The sequence below is a fragment of the Pseudomonas sp. AC255 genome, from assembly GCF_979258175.1.
On sequence record NZ_OZ409841.1, the window covers coordinates 1,442,021 to 1,463,369 of the forward strand.

Consider the following 21,349-nt stretch of genomic DNA (forward strand, 5'->3'; position numbering starts at 1 on the left):
GCGCTGACAGCACCAGAGTGGGCTGTTACAGGGACTACCCGTGGCGGAGGCGATTGGATGCAGTGCCGGAAAAATAAATTTCAAACACCACCTATCAAACCTGTGGGAGCGAGCCTGCTCGCGAAAGCGTCGGGCCAGCCAGCACTTATGTGACTGATGCACCGCATTCGCGAGCAGGCTCGCTCCCACAAGGTTCTTCATCAGGCTTCAGGCCGGAGGCTTTCAGGAGTTCCTGGGTATACGGATGTTGCGGCGCAGCGAAAATCTCCCGCGACGACCCTTGTTCAACCACCTTGCCATCCTTGATCACCATCAAGTCATGCGCCAGCGCATGTACCACCGCCAGATCATGGCTGATGAACAGATAGGTCAGCCCATGCCTGATCTGCAACTGGCGCAACAACTCCACCACTTGCTTCTGCACCGTGCGATCCAGCGCCGACGTCGGTTCGTCGAGCAGGATCAGCGCCGGTTCCAGCACCAGTGCGCGGGCGATGGAGATGCGCTGGCGCTGGCCGCCGGAAAATTCGTGGGGATAACGATGGCGGCTTTGCGGATCGAGGCCGACTTCCTCCAGCACGCGAATCACCGCTGCCTCGCGCTCGGCCTCGCTGCCGATGCCGTGGGTCAGCAAGCCTTCGGCAATGATCTGCTGCACCGACATGCGTGGGCTGAGGCTGCCGAACGGATCCTGAAACACCACCTGAATCTGCCGGCGCAACGGGCGCATCAGACGCTGATTGAGCAGGCTCAACTGCTTGTTGCCGAAACGGATATTGCCCTCTGATTCGACCAGTCGCAGGATCGCCTGACCCAGCGTCGACTTGCCCGACCCCGATTCGCCGACAATCCCCAGGGTCTTGCCGCGTTGCAGGGTGAAACTGACGCCGTCCACCGCTTTGATGTAATCCTGCTGGCGGCTGAAGAGTTTTTTCGGCAGGGCAAACCACACCTTCAAATCATCGACTTCCAGCAGGTTGTGCTCGTACTCACTGGGCACTGGCGCGCCGCTCGGTTCCGCTTCGATCAACAACCGGCTATAGGGGTGTTGCGGCGCTTGGAACAGCGTCTCGCAATCGGCCTGTTCAACGATCTCGCCCTGACGCATTACGCACACGCGCTGAGCGATCCGGCGTACCAGATTGAGGTCGTGGCTGATCAGCAACAGCGACATGCCGAGGCGCTGCTGCAACTCGATCAGCAGCTCAAGAATCTTCTGCTGTACGGTCACGTCCAGTGCCGTGGTCGGTTCATCGGCAATCAACAGTTCCGGCTCGTTGGCCAGCGCCATGGCGATCATTACCCGTTGCCGCTGACCACCGGAAAGCTGATGCGGATAGGCTTTGAGTCGCTGCAACGGCTGGCGAATACCCACCAGTTCCAGCAGCTCCAGCGTCCGCGCGCGGGCGGCGCGACCCTTGAGGCCCTTGTGGATTTCCAACACTTCGCTGATCTGTTTTTCCACCGTGTGCAACGGGTTCAGCGAGGTCATCGGCTCCTGGAAAATCATCGCAATGCGATTGCCGCGCAAACCGCGCATCTGTTGTTCGCTGGCATGCAGCAAATCCACGCCGTTATAACGAATCGCGCCGCTGCTGCTGACGCTCTGGCCAGGCAGCAGACGCAGAATCGAATGCGCCGTCACTGACTTGCCCGAGCCGGACTCGCCGACCAGCGCCAGACACTCGCCACGGCGAATATCGAGGTTCACACCGTGCACCACTTCTTGCCCTGCGAAGGCGACGCGCAGGTCGCGGATCTCGATTAAATGGTCTTGCATGTCAGCTCCTCGGATCAAAGGCATCTCGGCACGCTTCACCGATGAAAACCAACAAAGACAGGATCAGCGCCAGGGCAAAAAACGCTGTCAGCCCCAGCCACGGTGCCTGCAGATTGCGTTTGGCCTGGCCGATCAACTCGCCCAGCGACGCGGTGCCGGCGGGCATGCCGAAGCCGAGAAAATCCAGCGCGGTCAGGGTGGCGATGGCGCCGGTGAGAATGAACGGCAGGTAGGTTAGGGTGGAGGTCATGGCGTTGGGCAGAATGTGCCGGCGCATCAGTTCGCTGTCGGTCAGGCCCAGCGCCCGCGCGGCTTTCACGTATTCGAGATTGCGTCCACGGAGGAACTCGGCGCGCACCACGTCGACCAGCGCCAGCCAGGAAAACAGCGCCATGATCCCCAGCAGCCACCAGAAACTCGGCGAGACGAAGCCGGACAGAATGATCAGCAGATACAGCACCGGCAGCCCCGACCAGATTTCCAGGACGCGCTGCCCGAGCAAGTCGACCCAGCCGCCGTAGTAGCCCTGCAAGGCCCCGGCGACAATGCCGATCAACGCGCTGATCGCGGTGAGGATCAGCGCAAACAAAATGGAAATCCGCGTGCCGAAAATCACCCGCGCCAGAACATCGCGGGCCTGATCATCGGTGCCCAGCCAATTGCTCGATGACGGCGGGCTGGGCGCCGGTTCGGTGAGGTCGTAGTTGACCGTGTCGTAGCTGAACGGGATCGGCGGAAACAGCATCCAGCCGCCCTGATCCTCGATCAGTTTGTGCACATAACTGCTGGCGTAATCCGGTTGGAACGGCAACTCGCCGCCGAAATCGGTTTCCAGATAATCGCTGAGGATCGGAAAGTAAAAGGCGTCGTGGTAGCGGATCACCAGCGGCTTGTCGTTGGCGATCAGCTCGCCACCGAGGCAGATCAGGCACAGGCCGATAAACAGCCACAGTGACCAGCGCCCACGGCGGTTGGCCTTGAATTGCGCGACGCGGCGCTGGCCCAGAGGCGACAGTGTGAACATCAGGCAGTCCTCGCCGAAAAATCGATGCGCGGGTCGAGCAGGGTGTAGCAGAGGTCGCCGATCAGCTTGATCAGCAGGCCGAACAGGGTGAACAGAAACAGCGCGCCGAACACCACCGGATAGTCACGCGACACCGCCGCTTCGTAGCTCATGCGCCCGAGGCCGTCGAGGTTGAAGATGGTTTCGATCAGCAGGGAACCGGCGAAAAACACTTCGATCAGTGCCGACGGCACGCCGGCCACCACCAGCAGCATGGCGTTGCGAAACACGTGGCCGTACAGCACGCGCCGCTCGGTCAGGCCCTTGGCTCGTGCGGTGATCACGTACTGCCGGCTGATCTCGTTGAGAAAGCTGTTCTTGGTCAGGATCGTCAGCGTGGCGAAGCCGCCGATCACCAGCGCCGTGACCGGCAGTACGAGGTGCCAGAGGTAGTCGCCGACCTTGCCCAATGTGCTGAGGCTGTCGAAGTTGTCCGACACCAATCCCTGCACCGGAAACCAGTTGACGTAGCTGCCCCCGGCGAACACCACGATCAACAGAATGGCGAAGAGAAACGCTGGCATGGCATAGCCAACGATGATCGCGGTGCTGCTCCAGACATCGAAGGCGCTGCCGTTCCTGATCGCCTTGCGAATGCCCAGCGGAATCGAAATCAGGTAGGTGATCAGCGTCGCCCACAAGCCCAGCGACAGCGACACTGGCAGCTTCTGCACGATCAGGTCGGTGACCTTGGCGCCGCGAAAGAAGCTGTTGCCCAGATCCAGTTGTGCGTAGTTTTTCAGCAGCAGCCACAGGCGTTCGTGCAGCGGTTTGTCGAAGCCGTAATGGTGTTTGATTTCCTCGATCAGCGCCGGGTCCAGCCCACGGCTGCTGCGCCCGGCACCGCCGACCGCCGCGACTTCGCCACCGCCGCCCATGCTGTGCCCGCCAAAGCCTTGCAGGCGAGCGATGGCTTGTTCCACCGGGCCACCGGGTGCGGCCTGCACGATAAGAAAATTCACCACCAGAATGCACAACAGCGTGGGGATGATCAGCAGCAAACGGCGACTCAGATAACGCAGCATGTCACTGGCCTCCCGCAAGCTGAGCGCTCATTTGCTGAGTCGTCAGCGGCCTGGCCGAGACTTCCCACCAGGTGTTGAGACCTTCGTCATACGAAGGTTGCACGGCGGGTATGCCGAAGCGGTTCTGATACACCGTCGGCGTGCCTTTGGAGTAGTAGTTGGGAATCATGTAGTAACCCCATTGCAGCACCCGGTCGAGGGCGCGGGCGTAATGCACCATGGCTTCGCGGTTGTTGGCCTGGACCAGCCCGTCAATCAGTTGATCGATTGCCGGATCGGCCAGCACCATCGCGTTCGAGCTGCCGACTTGCGTGGCACTTTGCGAGCCGTACAGGCTGTACAACTCGCGGCCCGGGGACACGATCGGATCGCCACTGCGCGGGAAAGCGCAGACGATCATGTCGTAATCGCGGGCGTTGAGACGGTTGATGTATTGCGCCGAATCGATGCGGCGCAGATTGAGCGTGATGCCGATCTGCGCGAGGGTGCGTTTGAACGGCAGCAGCATGCGATCGAAGCCGCCCTGGCCATCGAGAAAGGTGAATTCCAGCGGCTCGCCGGCGGCGTTGACCAGACGATTGTTTTTCGCCGTCCAACCGGCTTCGGCGAGCAGCTTCAGCGCTTGCAGTTGCTTGTCGCGGATGTAGCCGCTGCCATCGGTTTTCGGCGCTTCATAGACCGTGGTGAACACCTCGTCAGGGACCTTGCCGCGCAGCGGTTCGAGGATCTTCAATTCCTCGGCATCGGGCAGGGCGCTGGCGGCCATTTCACTCTTGGGCCAGAAGCTGTTCTGACGCACGTAGAAGCCGCGCATCATCTGTTTGTTGGTCCACTCGAAATCCCAGAGCAGGCTGATCGCCTGACGCACGCGGCGATCCTTGAAGAACGGGTTCTGCAGGTTGAACACGAAGCCCTGAGCAGCGGTGGGTTTGTCCGGAGCGAGGATCGACTGCTGCAAGCGGCCGTCACGCAGTGCCGGGCTGTCATAGCCGACCACGTAACCAGAGGAGGAGAACTCACGGTTGTAGTCGAACGCGCCGGCCTGCAACAGCTGGCGGGCGACGTCGGTGTCGCCGTAGAAATTCACCGTCAGGCTGTCGAAGTTGTACATGCCGCGACTGACCGGCAGGTCCTTGCCCCACCAGTCCGGGTCACGCTGGAAACTGATGCTGCGCCCGGCGTCGACCTTGCTCACCCGGTACGGGCCGCTGCCCAGCGGTGGCTCGAAGCCGCCGCCGTTGGCGAAGTCGCGGGTTTTCCACCAGTGCTCGGGCAGCACGCGCATCGTCGCCAGATCCAGCGCGAGGGTGCGATTGAGGTTGTTCTTGAAGGTGAAACGGACCTGCCGTGGACTTTCGACCAGCACGTCCTGCACGTCGGCGTATTGCTGGCGGTAACTCAGGCTGCCCTTGGTCATCAGCAGGTTGAAGGTGTAGCGCACGTCTTCGGCGGTGATCGGCGTGCCGTCGGCAAAGCGTGCCTTGGGGTTGAGGGTGAAGCGCACCCACAAACCTTCGGGATCGCGCTCGATCTGCTGCGCGACCAGAGCGTAAACCGTGTAGGGCTCGTCCAGCGATCGGAACGCCAGCGGCGCGTAGACCCAATCGTTGACCTGCACCACCGAAATGCCCTGATCGGCATACGGCGTGATGTAGTTGTACTGACCGATCTCCATCGATGCACGGCTGAGCGAACCGCCCTTGGGCGCGTCGGGGTTAACAAAATCGAAATGCTTGAAGCCGGCCGGATACTTCGGCGCTTCGCCGTACACCGTCAGCGCGTGACTGCCAGCGGCCAACGCCGACGCCCCGAAGCACAGCAGCGCACTGCCGAGCAGCAGGCCAGCCATGTTGCGCAAAAAACTCATGAAGTCACCCTGAAAATCCCTGAAGAAACCCGGCCCCCATGTGGGAGCTGGCTTGCCAGCGATAGCGGTATGTCAGTGAAGTAAATGTCGACTGATACAACGCCATCGCTGGCAAGCCAGCTCCCACAGGGTTTTATGGTGCTCGTTCTTTAGAAGTGGTAAGTCATGCGCGCAAACAATGTCCGGCCCAGCGGGTCGGTGTAGCGCGGGTCATAGCCGCTCTGGAAGTTGTAGGCCTGGTTGGAGAACGGCGGGTTGCGGTCGAAAACGTTCTTCATTCCGGCATCAACGTCGAGCACTTTGTTGAAGGTGTAACCGGCCGACAGATCCCACACCGAATACGACGCCACCCGCGCGTGCGTCTCGCGGTCGTAATCGTTGTAACCGGTGGTGAAGCGGTTGGTCAGCGCTGCTCGCGCCGCACCGAGGCTCCAGCTGCCGGTGAGGTTGTGCTTCCAGCGCGCGATCACGCCGTCACCCTGAAAGTCGCCGACCTTGTCGGTGAACGGGCCTTTGATGGTGCTCTGGAAGTCGTACTCGTCGACATAGGTGCCTTGCAGGCCGAGGCCGAACTGACCGTACGGCGTGTTCGGGAAGCGATAGTCGAGCGACACATCGACACCATTGGTTTCGACGACGCCGAGGTTGGCGTTGCCGGTAACGATGTAGTTGAGCGTGCCGTCGGCGTTGCGCACGAAGCGGTCCGGGTAGGAGCCAGCCTGATCGAACACGGTGGACTCCGGGAACGGCTGGATCTGGTTGGAGATGTGAATCCACCAGAAATCCAGACCCACCGAGAGGTTGCTGATCGGCTGGTAGACGAAGCCCAACGTCACGTTGCGCGCCTTCTCCGGGGCCAGATCTTCGTTGCCGCCAATCTGGTTGAGGAATTGCTGACCGCAATCGCGCCCGCCGTTGCCGCCCGGTTGCACCACACCGCCGGTACACAGCACCGGGTCGTTGTAGTAACCCTGAGTGAACGTGATGCTGCGCGGCGAATACAGCTCGTACAGCGATGGCGCGCGGAAACCTTCGCTGTAGGCACCACGCACCACCAGCTCTTTGATCGGCTGATAACGGAACGAATATTTCGGGTTGGTGGTGCTGCCGAAGTCGCTGTATTTGTCGTGGCGCACAGCGGCGGACAGTTCGAGGCTGTCGAGCACCGGCACGTTGAGTTCGGCATAGGCGGCCTTGACGCTGCGGTCGCCCTCGACGCTGCCGGCCGGGTCGATGCCGAGGCTCTGGATGTCGCCGGCGAACGACTCGAAGTCCTGATGGAATTTCTCCTTGCGGTACTCGCCGCCCAGAGCCAGGCCGGACGGACCTGCGCCGAACCAGTCACCGATTTCACGGCTGACGCGACCATCGAACCCGGCGACGCGACCCACGGCTGTGGAGTAGGCGCCGTGGTAGGCGGCGGCATCGATGTACTGCTGGCCGGCAGCGGTCTGCGGGCCGAACGGGTTGAGCAAACCGCTGGCCAGGCCGTCAATCATCGCCTGATCGCTGACATAGCCACTGGTGACGCTGGAGACGATTTTGTTCTGGTTGTACGAGGCGCCGACGTTGTAATCCCAGCCGCCAACCAGACCATCGAAGCTCAGCAGAAAGCGCTGGCTGGTGTTCTGGTCTTTCGATTCACGCGGGCCGGCGGCAGTCTCGCGCCAGTTCACATCGACCGGCTGCGTCGGGTCGAGGGCGAAATCGGTGGGCGCCGGGGTGATGCCATTGCCGGGGTAGTAGGGCGACGAGGAATCCAGGCTCAGACCAGTCAGTGGCGCCGGGCCGACGGCGACGGCGTTGTTGTTGCGCGACCAGAAATATTCAAGGTTGGCGTTGTGATCATCGCCGAGCTTGGCAGTGGTCTTGCCGAAGAACGAGGTCTTCTCGGTCTGTGGCACCAGATCGATGTATTCACGGGTGCTGAAGCGGCACAAGCCGTCGCGGGCGATCAGGTTGGGGCCGTTGCAATTGCTGTTGGCCAACGGGTTGGTGGCGTTGCCGTTCTGGCTGTAGTTGCCGGGGAACGCGGTGCCGGAGGTCTGATCGAGACCGCGACCGGGCGCATAGTCGGTGGCGAAGGAGCGGTCGTTGGCGTCGAGGTTCTGCTGCTTGTTGTAGTTGAACACGCCGAGGACGTTGAAGCGGTCTTCTTCGAGATCGCCGTAGCCCCAACTGGCGCTCATGTCCTTGGTCGCGCCGCCACCGCTGTGGGTCGGCGTTTCGCCGCCCAGGGTCAGGGCGCCATCGGTGAGAGATTTTTGGTGATGAAGTTGATCACACCGCCGATGGCGTCGGTGCCGTACAGGGCCGAGGCGCCGTCGCGCAGCACTTCCACGCGCTCGATGGCGGCGAACGGGATCATGTTCAGATCCACCGCGCCGCCGGCGGAGTTGGTCCCCGACAGGGCGTTGTTGGCCAGGCGTCGACCATTGAGCAGCACCAGCGTCTTGTTCGCGCCGATGCCGCGCATGTCGGCAAACGACGCACCGCCCGTTGCCGCGCCGACAGAGCCGGCGCTGTTGTTGATCGACTGGCTGCCGGTGATGCGCTGCACCAGTTCGGCGGTGGTGGTCACGCCCTGTTTGCGCAGCTCGTCAGCCTTGAGGATGGTGATCGGCACCGCCGTTTCCGCATCGACCCGGCGAATCGCCGAACCGGTCACTTCGACCCGTTGCAGTTGCGTGGTCGGCGCCGCCACGACAGCGGCTGCCGGCGTGGCACTGTTGTCGTCCTCGGCCGCTTGCACGGTCCCGGCGCCCATCCCCATGGCCACCAGATACAGCGGAACGAAACGGTGGCGAGACATCGTTGCCACCAAAGGTTTGAGCGTGAAGCGTGGAGTGTTCATCAGCATGGTTGTTTCCGATTTTCAGACGTTATCGAATTGGCCTTGTGAGCCGCTCATTGCTCCGCTTCCGGTGATACCGCGCGCGGAAAACCACTTTCTTCAAGCAAGCCGATCCCCTCCGAAGACGCGGGGCGTTTTTTCGGTCGGCCGGGTGCGACGGGATTTCTTTTTTCAGCGGCGCCGGGCGGGTTTTTCAACACCCATCCGGCACCGCACTCAGTGGGTGGTCATCACCGAAATCTTGCTGATGCCGGAGCGTTCGATCGATGCCATCGCCTTGGCCACCTGGCCGTAATTGACGGCGGCGTCGGCCTGCAACTGCACGCGCACGTCGGCGTCTTTGGCCTTGACCTCCTTGAGGCTGGCCTCAAGGAATTCCGGGGCCAGTTCGGTCTTGGCCAGATAGAACTTGCCGTCCTGATCGACGCTGACCACCACCGGGTCTTTCTTTTCGGCAGGGGCGACGGCGTCGGTTTTCGGCAGGTTGACCTTGATCGCGTTGGTCATCAGCGGCGCGGTGACAATGAACACCACCAGCAGCACGAGCATCACGTCGACCAGCGGCGTAACGTTCATTTCGCTGAGCACTTCATCGCTGTCTTGAGTGGAAAACGACATCAGCTAGCCTCCCGCACGGCGGTGGTGCTTTTGCTGGCAATGGCCTGGCGGCTGATGGAAAAGGCACTGCGCGAGGCGAGGGCGTCGAAGTCGTGGGCGAAGTCGTCCATGTCCGCTGAGGCCAGTTTCAGCCGACGCAGGAAGAAGTTGTAGATCAGCACCGCCGGCACCGCGACGGCGATGCCCACGCCAGTGGCGATCAGCGCGTGGCCGATAGGCCCGGCGACCGCCTCAAGGCTGGCCGAGCCGGTTTCGCCGATGCTTTGCAGGGCTTCCATGATTCCCCACACGGTGCCGAACAAACCAATGAACGGCGCGGTGCTGCCGATACTGGCGAGGATCGCCTGGCCGTTTTCCAGCGAGCGACGTTCTTTCTGGATCTGCTGGCGCAGGTTGCGTTCCAGGCGATCGGAACGGTTGATGGTGTGCGCCAGTTGCTGCGTGGTGCGCGGCGAATCTTCCACCAGCAGGGCTTCGAAACCACTGCTGGCGATGCGCGCCAGCGAGCCCGGATACTGGCTGGCGTGTTCGGCGGCGGTGAGCAGGTCCGGCGCGCTCCAGAAGGCTTTGGCGAACTGTTTGTTCTGCGCTTTCTGGCGCAGGTACTGGGCCGACTTGACCAGCAGGATCGCCCAACTGACCACGGAAAACAGCACCAGACCCCAGAGCACACCGGGGACAATCATCGAAGACAGTGAATCGTTCATGGCTACACCTCGCTTGCGTTAATCAGTAATGAGTCGGTTGCGCCGTCATTGCGGCAATTTGAAATCGATGGTCTGGGTGGCGAAGCCGTCGATCGGCGTGTCACCGCGCTTGGCCGGAATGAACTTCCAGTTCTTCACCGCCGCGACGGCCGCCTCATCCAGTTGCGCCTTGCCGCTGGACTTGGTCACCGTCACCGCACCGGCACGGCCGTTGGCCAGCACCTGAATGCGCAGCACCACGCTGCCTTCCCAATTGCGGCGCAGCGCCAGCGACGGGTATTCCGGCGGCGGGTTGCCAAGGCTGGCCAGGCCGGAAATCGCCGCCGACTCCTTGACCGGAGCGGGCGCAGCAGGGGGTGCCGGTGGTGCGCTCGGTGTCGTCGGCGCCGCAGGTGCGGCAGGTTGCGCCGGGGCTGGCGGTGCTTTCGGTGGCTCGACTTTCTTCACCGGTTTGGGTTTCTCGACCGGTTTTGGTTTTTCGATTGGCTTGGGCTTCTCCACCGGTTTGGGCGGCGGCTTGACCGCGTCCTCGTCTTCCACCGGCTGCTCGGGTTCCGGCGGCGGTGGAGGCGGGGGCGGCGGTGGTGGTTCCGGTGTCGGTGGGGCCGGAGGCGTCGGGCTGGTCAGCTCGACGGTCATTTCCGGAATTTCCGGCGGCGTCGGCAGTGGCTCCGGCCGCGCCTGATGGAAGAACCACCACGCGCCGCCGTGTATCAGCGCCGACACGGCGATCAGCAAGAGCAACTGTGGTTTGTTCAACCCGCCGGGTCGTGACGTATTGGCTGTAAACGCCGGCCTGCCCGTTGCCGGCGGGACCGGTGCTTGCCGCAACGGCCCCGGCAGGGTTTTGTGCTTTACCGCATCGTTCATTAAAGCTCCCTCGGGTCAGATGAAGGGCAATAAGGTGCCGTCCGAACATATGGCTGATGTTCGAGTGAGTGGGTGCAACTTTCTTCAAGGTGTACGCGAGCCGATAGTTGGACTATCTGTTTAAACGGCCTCGAACAAACTTAATGGCTTAGTAGCATCTATATCGATTGTTCATTATCCATTCCGTGGCTTGTTGTTGTGTGGAGACGTGAGCTGTCTCAGGTTTGTTACAGTTTGCAACAGGTGTGCCAGATGTTGCTGAAACGGGTTGAACGCATATCTTCGGTGTTACTGATGTCGCATTTATATAAGTTTCAAATTCGCATACGGTTTATTCAGCGCGAAGCGGTTCTCAAGTCCTCGCAGAAGGGCTTTTTCCAGAGCGAGTCAGAGGGAACGCTGTATCACGCCAATCGGCGGGATAGAGCGGCTGCTCGGTGATCAGGCTTAGCACCTATCGGTGCGCAGCGAGTCGATTTGGTGCAGGTCAGTCATTCAGCGGTTCACAGGACATGTTCCTTATTTTGATTCTGGAGTATTGGTTAACTGCATCACATTCGGGCGTGCGGTTTTGGTGCAACTTCAATGACGGAAAGTCATTGTTCGACAATCCTGTTGTTGTGCCTTTTATTAATTGCCGTATTTAAAAAATAAATAAAACTCTGCGCCCGGCGATCGCTCGATCGCCAGGCACGCAAAGTGTGCATCGGGTTTCAGGTAATAAGGAGAAATGCGCCAGGCTGAATAGGTTCGGCTGAACTTGCGGCTGGATTTGCGAGTGAGTCGGGTATGTCGTACGGCGGAGCATTTGAAGATTCACGGGTGAACTCCTTGTTGCCAGCTCGGACAGGCGAACTTTTGGTTCGCTGTCGCACCTTACAAGAACGCGGATAGCGTTCGATGAATGCTCTTGGTGCGGGATGGGCACCGCCAGCGCTGATTGGCGAAGGTTGATTTCGCAAGTCGGCAGTGCATGGGAAAAACGTGCCAATCACGACACATTTGCAGAATTTTCTACGTCAGGCCAGCCAGCCATCTACCCTGTGCAAAGGCCTTATCGGGGGAACGGACATGTACCAGCTCTACGGGCACAAGAATTCCGGCGCGGCTGCCATCGAGGCGGCACTGGAGTTGTGCCAGATCGCCTATCGCTTCATTGATACCGAAGCCAGCGCCGAGGCCGACGAAGCGCTGGGCAAACTCAATCCGCTGAAACAGATACCGACCTTGCAACTGCCGGACGGCAGCGCCATGACCGAAAGTGCGGCGATCCTGATTCACCTGGGCCTGACGTTTCCCAAATCCGGCCTGCTGCCGAGCAAGGCTGCCGATCGTGATCAGGCGATCCGCGGTCTCGCCTACATCGTCAGCAATTGCTACGCAGCGGTTGGCATCATCGATTACCCCGAGCGCTGGCTGAGCGCGCCTGACGAGAGCGCACGGCAAAACCTGATCGCCGGCACGCGCCAGCGCCTGCACTTCAGTTGGGAGGTGTTTGCCGATCAGTTTTCCGGGGAGCTGTATCTGGATGATGAAACGCCCGGTGCACTGGATGTGCTGGCGGCCGTGGTGAGCCGCTGGGCTGGCAGCCGCGAACACCTGCGCCAGACCCGCCCGGGCTTTTATGCGTGGCTGCAAAGGATCGACCGGCACCCGGTGCTGGCACCGGTGTTTGAGCGGCACTGGCCGGCCTGACAGGCGAGATCGTTCCCACGCTCTGCGTGGGAATGCCTCAACGGACGCTCCGCGTTCGGCTTTAGAGGGACGCGGAGCGTCCCGGGCTGCATTCCCACGCAGAGCGTGGGAACGATCATCACTGACCTGGCGCATTCGCGAGCAGGCTCGCTCCCACAAGGGGATCACGGCGGTGGGCTCAGTCGCCGCGAATGTACTGCTCCAGCTGTTTGATCAACTCGGCCTGTTCGGCAATCGCCTCTTTCACCAGGTCGCCGATCGACAACAGGCCGATCAACTGGCCGTCCTCGACCACCGGCAAGTGGCGCAGGCGTTTGTCCGACATGATGCCAAGGCAGGTGTCGACGGTTTGTCGGGTATCCACGGTGATCACGTCCTTGACCATGATGTCGCGCACTGGCGTGCCCACCGAAGAGCGTCCGTGCAGTACCAGTTTGCGTGCGTAATCACGCTCGCTGATGATGCCGACCACTTTGTCGTCTTCGACCACCAGCAAGGCGCCGACGTTTTTCTCGGCCATCTTCATCAGCGCTTCGAGCACCATGTGATCGGGTTTGATCTGGTGCACTTCCTGATTTTTCTGATCTTTGAGCTTGAGCAGTTGGGCGACGGTCTTCATGGCGGTTACTCAGGTGTTGTCGTTGTTCATCAAGCATCGTAGACGCAGCTGCGCAGAGCAAGGTGGCAAAGCGGCAGTTAGCGTGCAAAAAACGCCATTTGCCGGAAAAAACTTCTTTGTATCGGTGAATGAAGCATGTGGCTAGGGGATTTAGCCCTGCAGGTCTGCGCAGCAGGCCCTTTCATTAAAGGCGGGGCCGCTTCGCGGCCAGCGGGGATAAATCCCCTCGCCACAGATAAATCCCTCGCCACAAATGCTGCGTAGAATGGCGTTCTGATTGAAACGTTGAGGTCGCAGTGGTGGATTTACAGCAGGGCTTCGTCCTGACCCGGCATTGGCGCGATACGCCGGCCGGCACCGAAGTCGAGTTCTGGCTGGCAACGGACGCCGGGCCGCGCCGCGTGCGTCTGGCGCCTCAGCCATCGGTGGCGTTTATTCCCGCCGCCCAGCGGGAAGCGGCCGAGCGTCTGCTGCACGATGAAAAGAATGTGGAACTGCGACCGTTGGCGCTGCTGGATTTTCAGCATCGTCCGGTGCTCGGTCTGTATTGCCAGCAGCACGGCCAGTTGATGCGCCTCGAAACCGCGCTGAACCGCGCCGGCGTCGACGTCTTTGAAGCCGACGTCCGCCCGCCGGAACGCTATCTGATGGAGCGCTTCATCACCGCGCCGGTGCTGTTCGGCGGCACGCCTGATGCTGACGGCGTGCTGATCAACGCCCAACTGAAACCCGACCCCATTTACCGGCCGAAACTGCGTCTGGTCTCACTCGACATCGAGACCACCGAAAACGGCGAGCTGTACTCCATCGCGCTGGAAGGCTGCGGCGAGCGCCAGGTGTACATGCTCGGCGCGCCGAATGGCGATGCCAGCATTGTCGATTTCGACCTTGAATACTGCGATTCGCGCACGCTCATTCTGAAGAAGCTCAACGACTGGTTCGCCCGCCACGACCCTGACGCGATCATTGGCTGGAACGTTGTGCAGTTCGACCTGCGCATCCTTCACGAACACGCACGGCGTCTCGGCGTACCGCTGAAGATCGGTCGTGGCGGCGAAGAAATGCAGTGGCGCGAGCACGGCAGCCGCAATCATTATTTCGCCTCGGCAGCGGGGCGGCTGATCATCGATGGCATCGAGTCGTTGCGTTCGGCGACCTGGAGTTTTCCCTCGTTCAGCCTGGAAAACGTCGCGCAGACCCTGCTCGGCGAAGGCAAGGCGATCAACAATCCGTACCAGCGCATGGACGAGATCAACCGCATGTTCGCCGAGGACAAACCGGCGCTGGCCAAGTACAACCTCAAGGACTGCGAACTGGTCACGCGGATCTTCGCCAAGACCGAACTGCTGACGTTTTTGCTTGAACGCGCCAGCGTCACCGGTTTGCCGGCCGACCGCAGCGGCGGTTCGGTCGCCGCGTTCACCCATTTGTACATGCCGTTGATGCACCGCCAGGGCTTCGTTGCACCCAATCTGGGCACCAATCCACCCCAGGCCAGCCCCGGCGGGTTTGTCATGGATTCACGCCCGGGGCTTTACGAATCGGTGTTGGTCCTCGATTACAAAAGCCTTTACCCGTCGATCATCCGCACCTTTCTGATCGACCCGGTGGGCTTGATCGAGGGCCTGCAACACCCGGACGACGCTGACTCGGTACCAGGTTTCCGTGGCGCACGCTTCTCGCGCACCCGCCATTGCCTGCCGTCCATCGTGGCGCGGGTGGCCGAAGGGCGCGAAACCGCCAAGCGCGAACACAACGCGCCGCTGTCCCAAGCGTTAAAGATCATCATGAACGCCTTCTACGGCGTGCTCGGCTCCAGTGGTTGCCGTTTTTCGATACCCGGCTCGCCTCGTCGATCACTTTGCGCGGCCACGAAATCATGCTGCGCACCCGCCAGTTGATCGAAGAACAGGGCCACGCGGTCATTTACGGCGACACCGATTCAACCTTCGTCTGGCTGCGCAGTCTGCACGGTCAGGAAGAAGCAGCGCAGATCGGCCACGCGCTGGTCAAGCACGTCAATGATTGGTGGCGCGCCCATGTGCGCGAAGAGTACGGGCTGGAAAGCGCGCTGGAATTGCAGTTCGAGATTCACTACAAGCGCTTCCTGATGCCGACCATTCGCGGCGCCGAGGAGGGCAGCAAGAAGCGCTACGCCGGACTGGTCACCCGCGCCGATGGCAGCGAGGAAATGGTCTACAAGGGCCTGGAAACCGTGCGCACCGACTGGTCGCTGCTGGCTCGACAATTTCAGCAGGAGCTGTATGAGCGGATTTTCCAGCGCAAGCCGTATCAGGATTACGTGCGCGACTACGTGCGCAACACGCTCGCTGGCGAGTTCGACGATCGGCTGATCTACCGCAAGCGCCTGCGCCGCACCCTCGACGATTATGAACGCAACGTGCCGCCGCACGTCCGCGCGGCGCGGCTGGCCGACGAATACAACGCCGAGCACGGGCGGCCACGGCAATATCAGAACGGCGGCTGGATCAGCTACGTCATCACCCTGGCCGGCCCGGAGCCGCTGGAGGTACGCCGCGCCGCCATCGACTACGACCACTACATCACTCGGCAGCTGCAACCGGTGGCGGATGCGATTCTGCCGTTTGTCGACGACGACTTCTCAACCCTGATCGGTGGGCAACTGGGCCTGTTTTGAGTCGAGCAATTGCAGCGTCCATTCATCGAGAATGCCGTGGAAGTACCGCTCCAGCGCCTGGTTGAACAGACTGTCCTCAGCGCTGAACTGGGCGAACAGGGTCATCGAAGAATGAAATTTCAGGTCATCGGGATGGCCGAAAATGTCTGCAATCGAGCGCTGCGGCACATTCAGCACCAGTTGCGTGCAGGTGCGCAGCCGCGCCCCGAGCAGTTCATGGGCCAGATACGCCTGGGCTTCCTCGGCTGAACCAATGGCAAAGCGCCGGGCCATCTCGCTGCCGCCCAACCCGGCGAACTGCGGGAAGACGAACCACATCCAGTGGCTGCGCTTGCGGCCCGTCTCGAGTTCACGCTGGACCCGTTCGAACACCGGGTCCTGAGCCTGGACAAAACGTTGCAGGTTGAACGGGTCGTGCAGATCTGTGCTTCTCATCGCGAAGCCCTCACAGTCGGCAGCTCAGACCATGGCCAGGCGCTGCTTGCGTTGTGGCGCCGGAAACACCTTGTCCAGCGCCGCCAGATCCCCGGCGTCGAGTTGCAGCTGCGCCGCCTCGGCATTGAGTTGCACATGCTCCGGGCGCACAGCCTTGGGAATCGCAATCACGCCGTCATGGCGCAGGAGCCACGCCAGCGAAACCTGCGCCGGGGTGGCGTTGTGACGGCTGGCAATGTCTTGCAGGACCGGCTCGGCGAGCATCGCGCCGCCCTGGCCGATCGGGCAGTAAGCCATCAACGGCAGGCGCTGATGCTGGCACCACGGCAGCAGATCGAATTCGATGCCGCGCTCCTCGAGGTTGTACAGCACCTGATTGGTGGCGCAGGCCGAGCTGGACAGTTCTTCGAGGTCGTCGACATCGAAATTCGACACACCCCAACGGCCGATCTTGCCGTCCTCGCGCAGGCGTTCGAAGGCGTCGACGGTTTCCTCCAGCGGATACTGACCGCGCCAGTGCAGCAGATACAGATCGATGTAGTCGGTACCGAGCCGACGCAAACTGCGCTCGCAGGCTTGCGGGATGCCCTGGAGGCTGGCGTTGTGCGGGTAGACCTTGCTGACCAGAAAGACTTGATCGCGCAGACCGGCGATGGCTTCGCCGACTACCGTTTCGGCACCGCCCTCGGCGTACATTTCGGCGGTGTCGATCAGGGTCATGCCGAGCTCGATGCCCGTGCGCAGCGCCGCCACTTCACGGCTGTGCGCCGAACGATCTTCGCCCATGCGCCAGGTGCCCTGACCAATCACGGGAACCTGTACGCCGGCCAATTCAAGAGTACGCATCCAAACCTCCTGCCTTAAAGAGTCGATATCTTTAGTGGGCAGCAGAATAGCGTTGGGGTTCAAAAAGCAAAAAAGATCGCAGCGGTCCGCAGCTCCTACAAGATCGTTCCCACGCTCCGCGTGGGAATGCATCAAGGGACGCTCCGCGTTCCAGCTCTGAAAGGGACGCGGAGCGTCCCGGGCTGCATTCCCACGCAGAGCGTGGGAACTATCATGCGGCGTGGGCCTTACTTGGTGGAGAACTTCAGGATCACGCTGTGGGCGTAAGTCTGCCCCGGATCAAGCCGCGTGCTCGGGAAGTCTGGCTGGTTCGGCGAGTCCGGGTAGTGCTGGGTCTCGAGGGTGAACGCGCCCCAGTGTGGATAAACCTTGCCGCCCTTGCCCTTGACCGTGCCGTCGAGGAAGTTGCTGGTGTAGAACTGCACGCCCGGCTCGCTGGTGAACAGTTGCAGGACCCGTCCGGATTGCGGATCGCTGACTTCGGTGGCGAGCTTGCTGACATCGCCCTTGGTGTCCAGCGTCCAGTTGAAATCGAAGCCGCCCTGTTTCGGCTCGGCGAATTTCAGCTGCGGATGATCAGCCTTGATGTGCGTGCCGATTGCCGTCGGTTTGCTGAAGTCCATCGGCGTGCCGGCGACAGCCGCCAGCTCCCCGGTCGGGATCAGTTTCGCGGTGACCGGCGTGTAATGGCTGGAGTTGATCATGGCGACTTGCTTGAGAATATCGCCATTACCGGCGCCGGCCAGGTTGAAGTAGCTATGGTTGGTCAGGTTGAGCACGGTCGGCTTGTCGGTGCTGGCCTTGTAGTCGATGCGCAGCTCGTTGTTGTCGGTCAGGCGATAGGTGACTTCGGTGGTCAGATTGCCTGGGAAGCCCATCTCGCCGTCGGCCGACAGGTAGGTCAGGGTTACGCCAACCGAATCCTTGTCCTTGGTTTCTTTGGCCTTCCAGACTTTCTTGTCGAAACCTTCGGGGCCGCCGTGCAGGGCGTTGGATTTGTCGTTCTGCGGCACTTGATAACGCTTGCCGTCGAGTTCGAAAGCACCTTCGGCCAGGCGATTGCCGAAGCGGCCGATGGTCGCGCCGAAGTACGCGGTGCCTTTCTGATAGCCCTGCACATCGTCAAAGCCCAACACGATGTCGTCGAACTTGCCGTGTTTGTCAGCGACTTTCAGCGCTTGCAGGGTCGCGCCGTAGGTGATCACGGTGGCCTGCATGCCGTGGCTGTTGCGCAGGATGTACTGTTCGACAGGCGTGCCGTCATTGGTTTTGCCGAAGGCTTTGTGTTCGGCGGTCAGGCCCGCCGCGTTGGCGGAAAGGGTAGCGATCATCAGGGACAGTCCGAGGCCGGAGAGCAGGTGACGGGATTGAAGCATGGTTGACCTTCCTTTTTGTTGTTGTTTTCGTATTGACCGTAGGAGCAGCCTTCGGCAGCTCCTACATGTCACTAGTCATGCTATTTGAGTCGAGAGAGAAGATTTATAGCGGATTTACCGTTTTTGGCAAATATAAAGTCCGACTAATTGACATGGCGAAAAGCGCCGAAGGTCGGCTTCACCGCCGGAGCACTGCACTTTTTCGCAATCGGCGGCTCTATGCATGGCCAGGATGCGGTGACTCCCGCCGCACAGGAATGTGCCTGTCCGAGATTTCATGCCGAGTGTTTTTGCCCTGATCACCGCCGCTCACCGCCGCCCGTGCCTGCTGCTGGCCTGTCTGTTGTCGCTGTTGCTCAGCGGCTGCAGTCACCAGAACGGCAATGGATTTTTCAATCAGATACGTGAAGGGCAGCCGCAGGAATTTCTGCAGACCAGCGTCGACCGCATGGCCACCCTGGCGATGCGCGACAACCTCGACAGCCTCTATCGATTGATGGGCAAGCTCTACCTGCGCAACCCGGAAGAACTGCGCAAATCCGGTTTCCTCACCGTCAACGCCGCCGTGAAACAGGTGCGTCTCGCTGTCGAGCAACAGCAGCCGTTGCCCGTGCTGGGCGGGCGCAAGGACCTGGCGGCGCTGAGCTATGCGATGAGTCCGGAATTCCTCGGCGACCGCGTCGGCGCCTTCATCTATGCGATCGGCAGCATGCTGGTTACCGCTCACGGCAATCGCACCGAGTTCTACATGACCGACGCGATCAACCCGACTTTCGTGCACAACGCCGCGCGTAACATCGAAAAAGCCATGTGGATTCTGTCGCAACGACAAAACAAGGAAGGCCAGCCGTTGCTGTTCTCCAACGAAATCTCGGAGGAGGGCAGCAACCTCAGCTTCGCCACCGAATTCAGCAAAATCGTCGCGCGCCTCGACCTGCTCACGCAGATGCTCGATGAGCGCTATCGCAGGATCGGACTGAATTACGCGCAGAGCCTGCTGTTTCTGAATTTCCTGCCGGTGCAGTGAGCACGGCAGGTTTTCTGTAGCGCAAAGATCCACTGTGGGAGCGAGCCTGCTCGCGAATGCGTTGCGTCATTCAACTCATCGGTCGGCTGACACCCCTTCGCGAGCAGGCTCGCTCCCACAGGGAACTGCAGCAAATTCGATATGGCATAACGATAGACCGCATCGATATATGTGGTTATAAGAAAAATCGCTATGCTGCGGGCCAGATTTTCCTGTCGTTTTCTGGACGTTTGAATGGAATTGGCAAATTTCGGCCTGGTGATTGCCGGGCTGGTGGTGGGGTTTATCGTCGGCATGACCGGTGTCGGCGGCGGTTCGTTGATGACGCCGATTCTGCTGTGGTTCGGCATCAACCCGGCGACGGCGGTGGGTACGGACCTGCTGTACGCCGCGATCACCAAATCCAGCGGCGTCCTCGTTCACAAGAAGAACAAGAACATCGACTGGGCGATCACCGGCTGGCTGACCCTCGGCAGTGTGCCGGCGGTGGCCATGACCCTGTGGTTCCTCAGCACCCTGCACACCGCGCCGGACGCGATGAACGCCATTATCAAGCAGGCGCTCGGCTTCGTCCTCTTCGCCACGGCGCTGGCAATCTTCTTCAAGAAACGCTTGCTCGAATTCGCCCACAAACGCGCCGGCGGCAACTACAACCCGAGCGGTTCGCGGCTTAACGTGATGACGGTGATCACCGGTCTGATCCTCGGCACCATGGTCGCCCTGACCTCGATCGGTGCCGGCGCACTGGGCACCGTCGCCTTGTTCATCCTTTACCCACTGCTGCCAACCCGGCGCCTGGTCGGCACCGAAATCGCCCACGCCGTACCCCTGACCCTCGTCGCCGGCCTCGGCCACGCAAGCATGGGCAACATGGATTGGGGCGTGCTGGGCTTCCTGCTGATGGGCTCGCTGCCAGGCATCTGGCTCGGCAGCCACCTGACCGGACGCATCTCCGACGAAATCCTGCGCCCGTGCCTGGCGACGATGCTGGTGTTGATTGGTTACAAGTTGGCGTTCTGAGTCAGCCTGGAGAAACACTTCCTGTGCAGCGGCCGCAGGGATGTGCCGATGATCGCTTGCGTCATGTTGCGCAAAGTTCTCCCTGACCTAAGCTTCTGACAGGGCAATGCCTTTTTGCCAGACACCGCCGGAACAATCGCCACGATGCGCAATCAGTAGTGCGTGGATATCAAAAGGAGATGCGCATGCTCATCAGGTCCCTGACCCTGACCCTCTTGCTGGCAATCGCCGGCCCCCTGTTCGCCGCCGACAGCGATTCACCCCTGGCCGGGGACGTGGGCCGCGCCCGTCCGCTGATCGTGATTGCGCAAAGCACCGTCGACCCGGTCTGGCTGAGCTTGAAAAAGTCACTGGAAGACCCGGCCAACAAAAAGGGCGTCACCGACCGCAACATCAAGGTCTACACCATCCTCAGCATGTCCGGCCAGCTCGACGGCAAGGACATGGGCCAGCAGGACACCATGGCCCTGCTGCGCTCGCTGAAGCTCGGCGCCGGCGCCTATCCAAAAGTGTTCCTGGTGGGCAAGGACGGCGAAACCAAGCTCTCCGCTTCGGGTGACGAAGCCAAGGCATTGAGCCTGGCGAAAATCTTCGAAACCATCGACGCCATGCCCATGGCCGAAAAAGAAGCCGCCGCTGCGGCCGCCGCCGCACAAACACCTGCCGCCACCGAGCCGGAACCGGCCAAAGGCGCGAAGGGCAGCAAACCGGCAAAACCGAGCAAGCCGCCGCAGATGCCGGATGATTGATTGCGCGTTGACTGAATGAAGCAAAATTCCTGTGGGAGTTGGCAAACCAGCTCCCACATTTTTTTGTGAAGTGCACAGTTCAAATGTGGGAGCGAGCCTGCTCGCGATAGCGGTTTTTCAGGCGCTGAAAGGTGACTGA

At 61.0% G+C, this 21,349-nt stretch carries 15 protein-coding genes and 2 pseudogenes; 5 read left to right on the plus strand and 12 right to left on the minus strand.

Annotated elements, in window-relative coordinates; translation table 11 throughout:
• Positions 1–145: 145 nt before the first annotated feature.
• The 8 genes and pseudogenes from ACZZ0K_RS06765 to ACZZ0K_RS06800 form a co-directional block, all read right to left on the minus strand.
• The gene (locus tag ACZZ0K_RS06765; protein ID WP_056788665.1) at positions 146–1,780 is read right to left on the minus strand and encodes an ABC transporter ATP-binding protein; all 1,635 of its coding nucleotides are present in this window, start codon (positions 1,778–1,780) and stop codon (positions 146–148) included.
• Position 1,781: 1 nt separating this feature from the next.
• Positions 1,782–2,804: an ABC transporter permease gene (locus tag ACZZ0K_RS06770; protein ID WP_123442070.1), complete on the minus strand. Its 1,023-nt coding sequence runs from the start codon at positions 2,802–2,804 to the stop codon at positions 1,782–1,784.
• Entirely contained in the window at positions 2,804–3,868 is a 1,065-nt protein-coding gene (locus ACZZ0K_RS06775) for a microcin C ABC transporter permease YejB (RefSeq protein WP_056788670.1), read from the minus strand. The genes ACZZ0K_RS06770 and ACZZ0K_RS06775 overlap by 1 nt, the downstream gene beginning before the upstream one ends.
• Before the next feature lies 1 nt (position 3,869).
• Positions 3,870–5,735, minus strand: a complete 1,866-nt coding sequence (locus ACZZ0K_RS06780; protein WP_258706957.1) for an extracellular solute-binding protein — start codon at positions 5,733–5,735, stop codon at positions 3,870–3,872.
• A 149-nt stretch (positions 5,736–5,884) separates the two neighbouring features.
• Positions 5,885–8,595 (minus strand): annotated as a pseudogene (locus ACZZ0K_RS06785) (TonB-dependent receptor).
• Between the two features lie 210 nt (positions 8,596–8,805).
• A complete protein-coding gene (locus ACZZ0K_RS06790) occupies positions 8,806–9,207 on the minus strand; it encodes an ExbD/TolR family protein (protein ID WP_252878561.1) in 402 nt (133 codons plus the stop codon).
• Complete coding sequence (locus ACZZ0K_RS06795) at positions 9,207–9,914, minus strand: MotA/TolQ/ExbB proton channel family protein (protein WP_041477200.1); 708 nt, start codon at positions 9,912–9,914, stop codon at positions 9,207–9,209. The genes ACZZ0K_RS06790 and ACZZ0K_RS06795 overlap by 1 nt, the downstream gene beginning before the upstream one ends.
• A gap of 45 nt (positions 9,915–9,959) precedes the next feature.
• Positions 9,960–10,784: an energy transducer TonB gene (locus ACZZ0K_RS06800; RefSeq protein WP_252878560.1), complete on the minus strand. Its 825-nt coding sequence runs from the start codon at positions 10,782–10,784 to the stop codon at positions 9,960–9,962.
• Positions 10,785–11,855: 1,071 nt separating this feature from the next.
• Here ACZZ0K_RS06800 and ACZZ0K_RS06805 point away from each other — a divergent pair.
• Entirely contained in the window at positions 11,856–12,479 is a 624-nt protein-coding gene (locus tag ACZZ0K_RS06805; protein WP_125918118.1) for a glutathione S-transferase N-terminal domain-containing protein, read from the plus strand.
• 178 nt (positions 12,480–12,657) lie between these two features.
• On the opposite strand, the gene ACZZ0K_RS06810 is transcribed toward ACZZ0K_RS06805, so the two are convergent.
• Entirely contained in the window at positions 12,658–13,098 is a 441-nt protein-coding gene (locus ACZZ0K_RS06810; protein WP_041477195.1) for a CBS domain-containing protein, read from the minus strand.
• Between the two features lie 299 nt (positions 13,099–13,397).
• Between ACZZ0K_RS06810 and ACZZ0K_RS06815 the strand changes: the two are divergent.
• Positions 13,398–15,757, plus strand: a pseudogene (locus tag ACZZ0K_RS06815) (DNA polymerase II).
• Here the strand turns inward: ACZZ0K_RS06815 and ACZZ0K_RS06820 are convergent.
• The 3 genes from ACZZ0K_RS06820 to ACZZ0K_RS06830 all read right to left on the minus strand — a co-directional run bounded on the left by ACZZ0K_RS06820 (position 15,722) and on the right by ACZZ0K_RS06830 (position 18,414).
• Complete coding sequence (locus ACZZ0K_RS06820; RefSeq protein WP_258706955.1) at positions 15,722–16,192, minus strand: DUF1810 domain-containing protein; 471 nt, start codon at positions 16,190–16,192, stop codon at positions 15,722–15,724. The pseudogene ACZZ0K_RS06815 and the gene ACZZ0K_RS06820 overlap by 36 nt on opposite strands.
• 24 nt (positions 16,193–16,216) lie before the next feature.
• Entirely contained in the window at positions 16,217–17,038 is an 822-nt protein-coding gene (locus tag ACZZ0K_RS06825) for an aldo/keto reductase (protein ID WP_258706954.1), read from the minus strand.
• 227 nt (positions 17,039–17,265) lie between these two features.
• Positions 17,266–18,414: an aldose epimerase family protein gene (locus ACZZ0K_RS06830; protein ID WP_258706953.1), complete on the minus strand. Its 1,149-nt coding sequence runs from the start codon at positions 18,412–18,414 to the stop codon at positions 17,266–17,268.
• Between the two features lie 277 nt (positions 18,415–18,691).
• Here ACZZ0K_RS06830 and ACZZ0K_RS06835 point away from each other — a divergent pair, with 277 nt between their 5' ends.
• The 3 genes from ACZZ0K_RS06835 (at position 18,692) to ACZZ0K_RS06845 (ending at position 21,210) form a co-directional block, all read left to right on the plus strand.
• Positions 18,692–19,441, plus strand: a complete 750-nt coding sequence (locus ACZZ0K_RS06835) for a hypothetical protein (protein WP_016775367.1) — start codon at positions 18,692–18,694, stop codon at positions 19,439–19,441.
• 234 nt (positions 19,442–19,675) lie between these two features.
• The gene (locus ACZZ0K_RS06840) at positions 19,676–20,461 is read left to right on the plus strand and encodes a sulfite exporter TauE/SafE family protein (RefSeq protein ID WP_258706952.1); all 786 of its coding nucleotides are present in this window, start codon (positions 19,676–19,678) and stop codon (positions 20,459–20,461) included.
• Between the two features lie 185 nt (positions 20,462–20,646).
• Positions 20,647–21,210 (plus strand): DUF4174 domain-containing protein, encoded by a 564-nt coding sequence (locus ACZZ0K_RS06845; RefSeq protein WP_016775365.1) that lies wholly within the window; start codon positions 20,647–20,649, stop codon positions 21,208–21,210.
• Positions 21,211–21,349: the final 139 nt, after the last annotated feature.

What these genes read in the sequence shown, in the direction of transcription:
- ACZZ0K_RS06765 (WP_056788665.1), bottom strand. Translation starts at nt 1,780, where the DNA reads ATGCAAGACCATTTAATCGAGATCCGCGACCTGCGCGTCGCCTTCGCA.
- ACZZ0K_RS06770 (WP_123442070.1), bottom strand. Translation starts at nt 2,804, where the DNA reads ATGTTCACACTGTCGCCTCTGGGCCAGCGCCGCGTCGCGCAATTCAAG.
- ACZZ0K_RS06775 (WP_056788670.1), bottom strand. Translation starts at nt 3,868, where the DNA reads ATGCTGCGTTATCTGAGTCGCCGTTTGCTGCTGATCATCCCCACGCTG.
- ACZZ0K_RS06780 (WP_258706957.1), bottom strand. Translation starts at nt 5,735, where the DNA reads ATGAGTTTTTTGCGCAACATGGCTGGCCTGCTGCTCGGCAGTGCGCTG.
- ACZZ0K_RS06790 (WP_252878561.1), bottom strand. Translation starts at nt 9,207, where the DNA reads ATGTCGTTTTCCACTCAAGACAGCGATGAAGTGCTCAGCGAAATGAAC.
- ACZZ0K_RS06795 (WP_041477200.1), bottom strand. Translation starts at nt 9,914, where the DNA reads ATGAACGATTCACTGTCTTCGATGATTGTCCCCGGTGTGCTCTGGGGT.
- ACZZ0K_RS06800 (WP_252878560.1), bottom strand. Translation starts at nt 10,784, where the DNA reads ATGAACGATGCGGTAAAGCACAAAACCCTGCCGGGGCCGTTGCGGCAA.
- ACZZ0K_RS06805 (WP_125918118.1), top strand. Translation starts at nt 11,856, where the DNA reads ATGTACCAGCTCTACGGGCACAAGAATTCCGGCGCGGCTGCCATCGAG.
- ACZZ0K_RS06810 (WP_041477195.1), bottom strand. Translation starts at nt 13,098, where the DNA reads ATGAAGACCGTCGCCCAACTGCTCAAGCTCAAAGATCAGAAAAATCAG.
- ACZZ0K_RS06820 (WP_258706955.1), bottom strand. Translation starts at nt 16,192, where the DNA reads ATGAGAAGCACAGATCTGCACGACCCGTTCAACCTGCAACGTTTTGTC.
- ACZZ0K_RS06825 (WP_258706954.1), bottom strand. Translation starts at nt 17,038, where the DNA reads ATGCGTACTCTTGAATTGGCCGGCGTACAGGTTCCCGTGATTGGTCAG.
- ACZZ0K_RS06830 (WP_258706953.1), bottom strand. Translation starts at nt 18,414, where the DNA reads ATGCTTCAATCCCGTCACCTGCTCTCCGGCCTCGGACTGTCCCTGATG.
- ACZZ0K_RS06835 (WP_016775367.1), top strand. Translation starts at nt 18,692, where the DNA reads ATGCCGAGTGTTTTTGCCCTGATCACCGCCGCTCACCGCCGCCCGTGC.
- ACZZ0K_RS06840 (WP_258706952.1), top strand. Translation starts at nt 19,676, where the DNA reads ATGGAATTGGCAAATTTCGGCCTGGTGATTGCCGGGCTGGTGGTGGGG.
- ACZZ0K_RS06845 (WP_016775365.1), top strand. Translation starts at nt 20,647, where the DNA reads ATGCTCATCAGGTCCCTGACCCTGACCCTCTTGCTGGCAATCGCCGGC.